The organism is Sphingomonas sp. KR3-1 (assembly GCF_040049295.1).
In the GTDB taxonomy this organism is placed as follows: domain Bacteria; phylum Pseudomonadota; class Alphaproteobacteria; order Sphingomonadales; family Sphingomonadaceae; genus Sphingomonas.
In genome coordinates this window covers 890,334-900,804 of the sequence record NZ_JBDZDQ010000001.1, presented here as the reverse complement: position 1 = coordinate 900,804, position 10,471 = coordinate 890,334, and the positions used below count along the sequence as shown (strand labels likewise).

Genomic DNA, 10,471 nt, shown 5'->3' with positions numbered 1-10,471 from the left:
GGCCGCTTCCGGGCGGCCTCTTTTTGCGCAAGTTTTGCAGAGCCTTTTGTGCAGGCGCGAACCGCGCTACCGGGGCGCATGACGCAACCGAAGCTGATCGCCGGCCTGGAGCTGGGCGGCACCAAGTGCGTGGCGCTGCTCGCCACCGGGCCGGACGACGTGCGCGACCGGGTGACTATAGCCACGACCGATCCCGAGGCGACGCTGGCGGCGATCGAGGCGGCGCTCGATCGCTGGGCATTCGATGCGATCGGCGTGGCGAGCTTCGGCCCGGTCGGCCTCGATCCCGCCCGCGCCGATTATGGCTCGATCACCGCCACCACCAAGCCGGGCTGGAGCGGCACGGACCTGATCCGCCGCCTCACGGCGCGCTACGGCAAGCCGATCGGCTTCCAGACCGATGTCGGCGGCGCTGCGCTGGCCGAGGCACGCTGGGGCGCCGCGCAGGGCATGCGCGCGCATGCCTACATCACGGTCGGCACTGGCGTCGGCGTCGGGCTGGTCACCGGCGGCGTTCCGATGATGGGCTGGGCGCATGGCGAAGCCGGGCATATGCGCCTGCCGCGCGCGCCGGGCGACAGCTATGCCGGCTGGTGCCGCTTCCATGGCGATTGCCTTGAGGGGCTGATCTCCGGCCCCGCGCTCGCTGCGCGCTTCGGCATGCCGGGCGACCAGCTGCCCGACGACGGCCCGGCATGGGACCTGTTCGTCCACGATCTCGCGGCCATGCTCCACAATCTCGTCGTCACCGCAGCGCCCGAGCGGATCGCGATCGGTGGCGGCGTGGTGGCGTCGCGCGACTATCTGTTCCCCCGCATCCGCGCCCGGCTGGTCGAGAGCCTGGGCGGCTATGGCGCGCTCGCCGAATGGGCGGAGACGATCGATATGCGGGTGGGGGCGCCGGGACTGGGCACGATGGCCGGCCCGCTGGGCGCGATCGCGGTGGGGCTGGGGGCTTAGGCCAAAAAGAAAATCGTCATCCCCGCGAAGGCGGGGATGACGAGTGACGAGTAAGGTGGGAAGCACCCTCCCTCAAATCACATCCATCTCGCTGTTGTAGTGATGCCACGCCAGCACCGCCGCCGCGCCGCGGTGCGGGCGCCAGGCTTCGGCCACTTCGCGCGTCAGCTTCTCGCTCGGGCGTTCTGGATGCCCCAGGATCCGCCCGACCTCGATCTGCACAGCCAGGTCGCCTGCCGGCCAGATGTCGGGGCGCCCTTCGGCGAAGAGCAGATAGACCTCGGCGGACCAGCGGCCGATGCCCTTGATCCGGGTGAGCGCCGCGATCGCTTCCTCGTCGTCCGCCGGCAGATGCGCGAGGTCGAGCCGTCCGCTGGTCACTTCCTCGGCCAGGCTGCGCGCATAGGCAGCCTTCTGACGAGAGAGCCCGGCGGCGCGCAGATCCTCGTCGCTGGCGCGCGCGATCGTGGCCGGGTCGGTCAGCTCGCCCAGCTGCGCCGCCATCTTGTTCCAGATCGAGCCCGCCGCGGCGACGCTCACCTGCTGGCCGATGATCGTGCGCAGCAACGTCTCGTAGCCGCGCGCGCGGATGCGGGGCGGGGGATAGCCGACCCGGCCGATCGCGGCGGCGATCAGCGGCTCGCGTGCAGCCAGTGCATCGAGCGATGCCTTGAGTTGATCCGCGCTCAGGCCCATGGGAGCGCGCCTTGCGAAGCGCCGCTTTCGGCGGCATGGACGAAGCCGGAACAGGAGAATCTCATGCCCAAGCTTATCGTCGTGACCCGGGATGGAGAAGAGCGCGAGGTCATGGGTGCGGCGGGCCTGAGCGTGATGGAAGTGATCCGCGAGAGCGGCTTCGACGAGCTGCTCGCGCTGTGCGGCGGTTGCTGCTCCTGCGCGACCTGCCACGTTCATGTCGATCCGGAATTTGCGGCCAAACTGCCGAAGATGAGCATGGACGAGGACGACCTGCTCGACAGCGCCAGCGACCGCGACGCGACCTCGCGCCTGTCGTGCCAGATCCCGTTCACGGATGAACTGGACGGCCTGCGCGTCAAGATCGCCGAAGAGGATTGATCTTATTCACCCTCTCTCCGCCGGGGAGAGGGTGGTGAGGCGAAGCCGGAAGAGGGGCAGAACGAGAGGCGAGCGATCACCTCTCGTTCTGCCCCTCTTCTTTCGCTGCTTCACGGTTCCCCTCCCTCTCCTCGGAGGGTAGGGGAAAAGGTCACTGCAGCGCCCGCACCCGGATCGACGCCATCGGCGCATCATGGGTGTTGGTGTCGGTCTTCCAGACGACCGTCTTGTCCTTGCCGACCGTCTCCGCGCCGTTCTCGTTGTTCTGGCTCACCAGTTCGGCGTCGGTGGTCAGGGTGAAGGTGCCCTCGAGCCGGTTGAAGGCGTCGCCGATGCCGCCCGGCATCATCGCCAGCGCGCTCATGTCGCCCATATTGCCCATGCCGGTGCTGCTGCCGCTCATCCGGACATAGCCCGGCGCCTTGACGCGGATCACGTCCTTGCCGCGCAGCTCCACGGCGATCCACGGCATGATCATCTGGTTGTCGAGATTGTACGGGAAGACGAAGCCGTGATCGAGCACGCCCGATATCTGGTAATCGACCCAGAAGGTGCCGTTGCCGCGATATTCGACCGTGCGATAGCCGGCTTCCTTGGCGACCTCGACCGCCAGCTTGCGGAAATTCTCATCCTGCTTGGCCTTTTCCGCCGGGGTCAGCGTGAAGTCCGGCTCGGCGGAGGGCGCGTCCTTCTTGCCCGCCTGGCCCTTGGCGCCCTGCGCCATGCCGGCCTGCATCGCCTTGCCCATGAAGGCCTGGAGGTCGACGGCCATCACCTCGCCCTTGTAGGCGAAGGTGAAGCTGCGGTCGGCATGGATGGTCAGCGCCGACTCATATTTCCCCGGCACGAACAGGCAGCTCGCCAGCACCAGCGGCGCGGCCAGCGCGAAGGCGATGGCCCTCAAACGATGCAGCATGGAATCCCCCTTTGGCGTCAGCCGCGGGTCGCCACCGCATAGAGGGCGATCGCCGCGGCATTGGAAACGTTCAGGCTCTCGACCTTATCCGAGATCGGCAGCTTCGCAAGCAGGTCGCAATGCGCTTCGGTGTTCTGGCGCATGCCTTCGCCCTCGGCGCCGACCACCAGCGCGATCTTGCGCTGCTCGCCCATCACTTCAGCGAGGGTGCTTTCGGCATGGCCGGTGAGCCCGATGCGCCAGAAGCCCGCCTCGGCGATCTCGTCCAGTGCGCGGGCCAGGTTGACCACCCGGCACCACGGCACCACTTCCAGCGTCCCCGCTGCGGCGCGGGCGAGCGTGCCCGTCTCGCTCGGCGAGTGCCGGTCCTGGGTGACGATGCCGAGCGCGTCGAACGCCGCCGCGGTGCGCAGGATCGCGCCGACATTGTGCGGATCGGTCACCTGGTCGAGGATCACCAGCGGGCGATTGTCGTCGGCGCCCTGGGCGAGCAGGTCGCCCAGCCACATGTCCTCGAGCGGATCGACTTCGGCGACCAGCCCCTGGGCAGGCGCGTCATTCGGCACCAGCCGGCCGAGATCGGCGGCATTGGCGAAGATGATCGGGATCGTCGACGGAATGTCGAGCCCGGCCAGCGCCTCGTGCGTGCCCCAGATCTTGCGGACGGTGCGCTCCGGGTTTTCGAGCGCGGCAAGCACCGCGTGGCGCCCGTAGAAACGGGGCCGGTTCGACGATGCCTGGCTCGGACGGTGACCGCGCTTGGCCATCAATGCGCTCCCGGTGCTGCGTAGAACTCATCGGACGGCTTGGGCGCCTGCGCCACCGGCACGCGCGGCAACGCCTCGGCATTGGCCGCATCGACCAGGAAGGCGGCGAGGATGATCGCGCCCTGGCGCAGGTCCTCGGACTTCAGATGGTCGAACGTGTCGACATTGCTGTGGTGCACGGTCGAGCCATAGTCGAGCGGGTCCTGGATGAACTGGAAGGCCGGGATGCCCACCGCGTCGAAGAACACGTGATCGGTGCTGCCGGTGCGGCCCGTGCCGACCTTGGTCGCGCCCATCGAGTTGAACGGCGCCATCCATTCGCGGAAGATCGGCACCACCGCGGTGTTGCCCTGGGTATAGATGCCGCGGATCTTGCCCGAGCCGTTGTCGAGGTTGAAATAGGCCGCGAGCTTGGAATGATCGGCGCCCGGGGTGATCGGGAAGGCCTTGCTCCAGCCCATGTAGCGCGCAGTACCGGTCAGCCCGGCATCGACCGGGCGGCTGGCGACATGGTTCTCGACATAGGCCATCGAGCCGAGCAGGCCCTGCTCCTCGCCGGCCCACAGCGCGAAGCGGATCGTGCGCTTGGTCTTGATGCCCGATGCCTTGATGATCCGTGCGGCCTCCATCACCATCGACACGCCGGCGCCATTGTCCGCCGCGCCGTCGCCCATCGCCCAGCTGTCCATGTGTGCGCCGGCCATCACATAGCCCGCCTTGGCATCGGTGCCCGGGATGTCGGCCAGGATATTGTACGCCTTGGTGTCGCTGTCGTCATAGGTGACGTCGCTGTTGAGCTCGAGGCTGGGCGTCGCGCCCATCTTGGTCAAACGCGCGAGGCGGCGATAATCTTCGGCGGCAAGCTCGAAGCCGGGCAGGGGCGGGGTGGCGCCGACCTGGAACTGGCTGTTCTGGCCGTGCACCAGCTTGTTGTTGCGGCTCGACATCGTCGCATAGGCGATCGCGCCCTCGGCCTTCAGGAAGGCATCGCGCTTGGCGGCGAAGGCGAGGCGGCTGGCGCTGCTCGGGCGGCGCGCGGCGTTCGCGCCGTTCTGGGGCTGGAAGGTGTCGGCGCGGTCGAGGTCCGCATCGGTCTTGCGGCTGAACGCCGGATCGGTCGCATCCTCGATCTCGGTGGGCTCGCTGATCAGCACGATCTTGCCCTGCAGCTTGCCCTTGTACTGGGCGAAGGCCGCCTCGTCGGCCATCGGCGCGAGCGCGACCTGGCCGGTGATCGGGCCGTTGGTGCCGGGCGTCCAGGCGAGCGGGGCTGCGACCAGGGTGAGCGGGCGCGGCGCGACCATCTTGGCGCTGGCGTTGCGCGCGGACCAGCCGCGGCCGAACTCGAAGCCTTCCTTGTGGACGTTCGCCAGGCCCCATTCGCGGAACTTGGTCTGCGTCCAGTCCTCGGCCTGGCGCATCGCAGGCGAGTTGGTGAGGCGGCCGCCGATCACGTCGGTCAGATACTGGGCGATGCGCATCACTTCGCTGCGATTGGTGCCCTCGTCGACGATCTTGTCGACCGGCGCGCTGGGGCCGTCGGGACCCTGGGCAGCGAGCGGAACCGCCGCGGTGGCGGCGAGCAAAGTGGCGATGGCGAAGGAAAGTCGGCGCATTGGGCCCCCGGAATGTGGAATCTCTGGAAGCGGCGGACGCTATGCTGCGCAAAGACTCTGCGCAAGGCGTTGACAGGTGCCCGCCGCTTCGGCAATGGGCCCCCTCTCGCCCGTACGGCGCCATGGACAGGTGGCCGAGTGGTTAAAGGCAGCAGACTGTAAATCTGCCCGTGCAAGCGTACGCTGGTTCGAATCCAGCCCTGTCCACCATTTCCCCGGCAGCGACAAACCCGCCCCTCGGGGCAACTTCTTCCTCGACCCGCTTCGCCCGCGAAACTAATGCGGAAACGAACGGCCGCCGCGCAGGCGCAGCCGACGGTATCGGGTCTTCGCATGGACGAGAATGCCTCCCCCCTTTCGGTCCTCGTCGTCGAGGATGACGCCGAGCTGGCCCAGCTTCTCGCCGAGCAGCTGGGTGCCGCGGGCTATCAGGTGGAGATCGAGGCGGATGGCCGCGCCGCGATCGACCTGGTCGCGGTCCGCCCGTTCGACGTGATCCTGCTCGATCGCATGCTGCCGGCGATCGACGGCGTCGATGTACTCAAGCGTCTGCGGCGCGAGCAGGTGGACGTGCCGGTGATCCTGCTCACCGCGCTCGGCCGGCTGGCGGAGCGGGTCGAGGGGCTCGATGCCGGTGCCGACGACTATATCGTCAAGCCGTTCGAGATCGACGAGCTGGTCGCGCGCATCCGCACCGTGCTGCGCCGGCGGGTGTCGCCGAATGCCGACAACTCCACGGTGAGCGCGGGCGACGTCACCGTCAGCCTGTTGCGCCACCGCGTCACGCGTGCCGGCCAGCCGATCGAGCTGCACAAGACCGAGATCAAGCTGCTCGCCGAGCTGGTCCGCGCCGCAGGCAGCGTCGTCACCCGCGCGATGCTGCTCGAGAAGGTGTGGGGCTATGATTTCGTGCCGACCACCAACATCGTCGATGCCTATATCCGCCGGGTGCGGCTGAAACTGGAAGTGCCGGGCCTGCCCGATCCGATCGCGACGGTGCGCGGCGTGGGCTATATGTTTCGCGGCTGAGCATGCCGCTGCGCTCGCTCCGGGCGATGGTCATCGCCTTCATCGCCATGCTGTCGCTGGCAACCCTGCTGACCGCCGCTGCCGTCTATTTCGCGCTGATGGGGGCGATCGACGTCCAGGTCGACAAGCGGCTCGAGCGCGAGGCGGCGGAGCTGCTCGAGGGCAATCCCCCGGTCGCGCAACTGGTCGAGCGGATCGCCGGCGAGATGCGCCGCCGCGACAGCGCCGATATCGGCTTCCTGCTGCGCGCGCCGGACGGGAAGCACCTGGCGGGCAACATCGTGCTCCCCGCGCCGGTGCCGCCCGGTATCTCAACGATCGGCAAGGAGCAGGGCATTGCCGGGCTCACCCGCGGCCAGGCGCTGCTGACGCGGCTCCCCGGCGGCGCAGCGCTTACCCTCGTCGCCGAGAGCGAGCCGATCGAGCATCACGACGCGCAGCGGCTGCGCATCCTTGCCGCCGGCTTCGGCACGATCCTGCTACTGCTGATTGCCGGTACCTGGGCGCTGAGCCGCGCGATCACTGCCCGGATCGACCGGCTGCGCACCACCGCCGAATCGATCGTCGACGGCGACATGCAGGCGCGCGTGCCGATCGACGGGCTGGGCGGGCCGTTCGAGCGCCAGGCCGAGGCGTTCAACCACATGCTCGATCGCATCGACGCGCTGATGGTCAGCCTCACCGGCATCTCGAACGATATCGCGCATGACCTGCGCACTCCGCTCGCCCGGCTCCACGGCCGCATCCAGGCGCTTGCCGTGCGGCCCGAGGCCGAGGCCGTGCGCGGCGAGATCGAGGCGCTGGCGGCGCAGAATGGCGAGATCCTCCAGATGTTCGCCGCGATCCTGCGTATCACCGAAGTCGAGGGCGGCGATCGCCGCGCGCTGTTCGCCCGGATCGATCTCGGCGACCTGATCGAGGAGGCGGGCGCCGCGCTCGATCCGGTGATCGAGGAAAGCGGCCATGTCCTCACGATCGCGCCGGGCGAACCGCTGGCGGTGGAGGGCGATGCCCGGCTGCTCGCTCAGGCACTGGTCAACCTGATCGAGAATGCCGTGAACCACACGCCGCCGGGCACGCGCATCACGCTGGGCGTCCGGCGCCACGGCGACCTGGCCCGGCTCACCGTGCGCGACGACGGCCCTGGCATCCCCGAGGAAGCACGCACCCATGCGCTGCGCCGTTTCGGCCGGCTGGAGGCGAGCCGCAACCGCCCCGGCCACGGTCTCGGCCTGCCGCTCGTCCAGGCGATCGCGCGGCTGCATCACGGCACCCTCGAGCTCGCCGACGCCGCGCCGGGGCTTGCCGTGCATCTCGACCTGCCGCTGGTACCCTAGAAAAGCGAAACGGCCCGGAGGTTTCCCTCCGGGCCGCTCGCAATCTTCAGCCTGAACCCAGTTTAGAACTGGATGCTGGCTTCCGCGCCCCAGGTGCGCGGCGGGTTGAAGTTGGCATAGTCGCCCAGGATGCCGCCATAGTTGGACGACGTCAGGGTCGAGCCGGTGTAGTTGAGCACCGGCGACGAGTTCGCGTCCGACCGGCGGTAGATATAGGTGTTGTTGAGCAGGTTGCGCGCCCAGAGCGAGAGCGTCACCTGGCTGGTCTCGTTCATCTTGATGTCCGCCAGTGCGATGCGGCCGTTCACGACGAAGCTGGAGTCGGTCTTGGTCGGCTCGAGCTGGAAGCTGTACTGGCTGCTCGCATAGTTCGCATCGAGGTGCAGGCGCACATTGGCACCGCCGCCGATGGTGATCGGCAGCTGATAGTCGATCGCGCCCGACGCCGCGTTCTTCGGCGTGTAGACGATGTAGAGCTGCTGCGGCAGGCCGCCGGTCAGCGGGTTCACTGCCGAAGGCGCCTTCCAGTAGGTATAGGCATAGGATGCCGACAGCGTCAGCTCGCGGGTCGGCTTCACCGTCAGATCGGCTTCGATGCCGCGGATCTTGGTGTCGCCAGCGTTCTGCGTCTGCTCGACATGCGCGCCGCTCGTCGGGCCCGACGTGGTGTCGAACTGGTCGAAGTCGAACTGCGTGTTGCTGCGGTTCATGATGTAGCCGGCCAGGTTCAGGCGGGCGTGATGGTCGAAGAAGTCCATCTTCGCGCCGACTTCGTACGACTTCACCGATTCCGGACCGAACGCGTTGAACGTCAGCGAGCGGTCATTGGCGCCGCCGGCGCGGAAGCCGGTCGCATACTTCGCGTAGAAGTGCATGTCCGGGCTCGCATCGAACGCGATGTTGAGCATCGGGTCGAAGCGGCTGACGCTGTTCGAGAAGGTGTAGCCCTGCACCGCGTTGTTGACGACGTAGAGCCCGCCGTGGCGCTTGTCGTTGGTGAAGCGGCCGCCGGCGGTGAAGTGCAGCCCGGTGCCTTCCGGCGAGAAGGTCAGGTTGCCGAATGCCGAGTAGTTGTGGTCCCAGGCCTGGCTGGCGCGGGTGATGAACTGGCAGCTGTTCGCGAACTGCGGAACCGTGGTCGCCAGCGTGTTCACGCACGAGGCGGCATAGGGCTGGGCGCCCGAGTTGGCGCTGGTGACCGTGCCGGTGACGATCGGGCTGCGGATCGTGTAGGCAGTGCCGTCCGCGTTCCACAGGTTGCTGAGCGGCGTCGCGGCATATTCGGTCGCGTGCTCGGTGTAGTAATAGGCGCCGACGACGAAATCGAACTGGTCGAAGCTGCCGACCGCCTGGAATTCCTGGCTGAACTGGTGCTGGTCGAGGTACGACAGGCTGTAGCGGCTGAAGTTCGCGTTCGGCGCGAAGACGCTGCGCTCCGGACCGCCCGAATTGTCCCACTGGTCGGTGCTGACGCCGCGCCATGCGGTGATCGAGCGCAGCTCGATGCCCGGTGCGACCTTGTACTTCAGGTTCGCGGTGGCGCCGTGCGTGATGTCGACGCTCGGCTGCTGCGGCACGCCGACATCGGCAACCGTCTGGCGATCCGGGTGTACGCCGACGAGGGGCGCCTTGGGCGCGATGCAACCCACCCGCGTCGAGGAGACGTTGTTCGAGCTGGTGACGAGCGCGCCCGGCGCGAAGGTGCCGCCGCAGGGCGTGGCGACCGTGCCGGTGCCCGGCAGGTACAGCTGCGTGCCGACGGCGCCCGTATTCGGGTTGGTGTAGGTGCCGACGACGTAGCCCTTCGGGTTGAAGTTGATCAGCTGGCTGTACTGCGGCGTGTTGTCGTCCTTCGCATAGTCATACGAGAAGTCCGCCGTCAGGCCGTCGACCGGGGTCCAGCGCGCAGCGGCGCGGCCGCCCTTGCGGTCGTAATAGTTCCAGCCGGTCGAGCCCGCGAGCGGATCCTTCACGGTCGGATCCTGGTGCTGGTAGACGCCGTCGAACTTCAGCGCGATGTTCGCGAAAGAGGGCAGGTCGAGATGCGCTTCGGCATTGCGGCTGCCATAATTGCCGACGCCGGCGACGACGCGGCCGTCGAACACGCCGGTGGGCGCCTTGGTGACCATCGACAGCGCGCCGCCTTCGGTGTTGCGGCCGAACAGCGTGCCCTGCGGTCCCTTCAGCACTTCGATGCGCTCGATGTCGAACAGCGCGGCGTTGAGGCCCTGGGTCTTACCGAGCGCGACGCCGTCGATATAGACGCTGACGCCGCCGTCACGGGCGGTCTGGTTCTGGTCGTAGGGGACAATGCCGCGGATGCCGATCGTCAGCGCCGACTGGCGCGCCTCGAAGGTAGCGACGCGCAGCGACGGCACCGAGCCGTCGGCCAGGTTGAACAGGCTCTGGACGTGGCGATCCTGGAGGTTCTCGGTGCTCAGCACCGAGATCGAGATCGGCGTCGCCTGGAGGTTGGTTTCGCGGCGCTGCGCGGTCACGACGATGTCGGCCAGGCCGCTCTGGTCGTCGCTCGACTGGGCCTGGGGCGCGGGCGCATCGGCCTGCGGCGCGGCCGGCTTGTTGTCGTTGGAGGTCGCTGCAAGCGCCGGTGCGGTCGCCGTGAACAGGGCCACGCCGCACAGCAGCAGCGATAGGCGTTGAGTATGGGTGGTTGCCACTGGTTGATTCCCCGCAAGTGTTGGTGTCGGGGAGCGCAACTAAGTAAGTGCGGTGGCAGTATTGTTACATCACTTGTAACAATCTAAGATA

The 10,471-nt window shown here is 67.8% G+C and carries 9 protein-coding genes and 1 tRNA gene; 5 read left to right on the top strand and 5 right to left on the bottom strand.

Going from position 1 to position 10,471, the window contains the following annotated elements:
- Positions 1–78 precede the first annotated feature (78 nt).
- A complete protein-coding gene (locus ABLE38_RS04595) occupies positions 79–960 on the top strand; it encodes an ROK family protein (RefSeq protein WP_348972976.1) in 882 nt (293 codons plus the stop codon).
- Positions 961–1,032: 72 nt separating this feature from the next.
- Here ABLE38_RS04595 and ABLE38_RS04590 read toward each other — a convergent pair whose 3' ends face one another.
- Entirely contained in the window at positions 1,033–1,656 is a 624-nt protein-coding gene (locus ABLE38_RS04590; protein WP_348972975.1) for a DNA-3-methyladenine glycosylase 2 family protein, read from the bottom strand.
- Between the two features lie 63 nt (positions 1,657–1,719).
- On the opposite strand from ABLE38_RS04590, the gene ABLE38_RS04585 reads away from it, so the two are divergent.
- On the top strand, positions 1,720–2,037 hold the full coding sequence (locus ABLE38_RS04585; protein ID WP_348972974.1) for a 2Fe-2S iron-sulfur cluster-binding protein: 318 nt from the start codon (positions 1,720–1,722) through the stop codon (positions 2,035–2,037).
- Positions 2,038–2,188: 151 nt separating this feature from the next.
- Here the strand turns inward: ABLE38_RS04585 and ABLE38_RS04580 are convergent, their stop codons facing one another.
- The 3 genes from ABLE38_RS04580 to ABLE38_RS04570 are packed head-to-tail and all read right to left on the bottom strand — an operon-like array spanning position 2,189 to position 5,336.
- Positions 2,189–2,953: a hypothetical protein gene (locus ABLE38_RS04580; RefSeq protein WP_348972973.1), complete on the bottom strand. Its 765-nt coding sequence runs from the start codon at positions 2,951–2,953 to the stop codon at positions 2,189–2,191.
- A 17-nt stretch (positions 2,954–2,970) separates the two neighbouring features.
- On the bottom strand, positions 2,971–3,720 hold the full coding sequence (gene rlmB, locus ABLE38_RS04575) for a 23S rRNA (guanosine(2251)-2'-O)-methyltransferase RlmB (protein WP_348972972.1): 750 nt from the start codon (positions 3,718–3,720) through the stop codon (positions 2,971–2,973).
- Positions 3,720–5,336 carry a M20/M25/M40 family metallo-hydrolase gene (locus ABLE38_RS04570; protein ID WP_348972971.1) on the bottom strand — a complete coding sequence of 539 codons (1,617 nt, stop codon included), beginning with the start codon at positions 5,334–5,336 and terminating at the stop codon, positions 3,720–3,722. The genes rlmB and ABLE38_RS04570 overlap by 1 nt, the downstream gene beginning before the upstream one ends.
- Before the next feature lie 124 nt (positions 5,337–5,460).
- On the opposite strand from ABLE38_RS04570, the gene ABLE38_RS04565 reads away from it, so the two are divergent.
- The 3 genes from ABLE38_RS04565 (at position 5,461) to ABLE38_RS04555 (ending at position 7,702) form a co-directional block, all read left to right on the top strand.
- Positions 5,461–5,546 (top strand) — tRNA-Tyr (locus tag ABLE38_RS04565).
- 69 nt (positions 5,547–5,615) lie between these two features.
- Positions 5,616–6,365 (top strand): response regulator transcription factor, encoded by a 750-nt coding sequence (locus ABLE38_RS04560; protein ID WP_348972970.1) that lies wholly within the window; start codon positions 5,616–5,618, stop codon positions 6,363–6,365.
- A gap of 2 nt (positions 6,366–6,367) precedes the next feature.
- Positions 6,368–7,702 (top strand): ATP-binding protein, encoded by a 1,335-nt coding sequence (locus ABLE38_RS04555; RefSeq protein ID WP_348972969.1) that lies wholly within the window; start codon positions 6,368–6,370, stop codon positions 7,700–7,702.
- Positions 7,703–7,764: 62 nt separating this feature from the next.
- Here the strand turns inward: ABLE38_RS04555 and ABLE38_RS04550 are convergent, their stop codons facing one another.
- Complete coding sequence (locus ABLE38_RS04550) at positions 7,765–10,329, bottom strand: TonB-dependent receptor (RefSeq protein WP_348974449.1); 2,565 nt, start codon at positions 10,327–10,329, stop codon at positions 7,765–7,767.
- Positions 10,330–10,471: the final 142 nt, after the last annotated feature.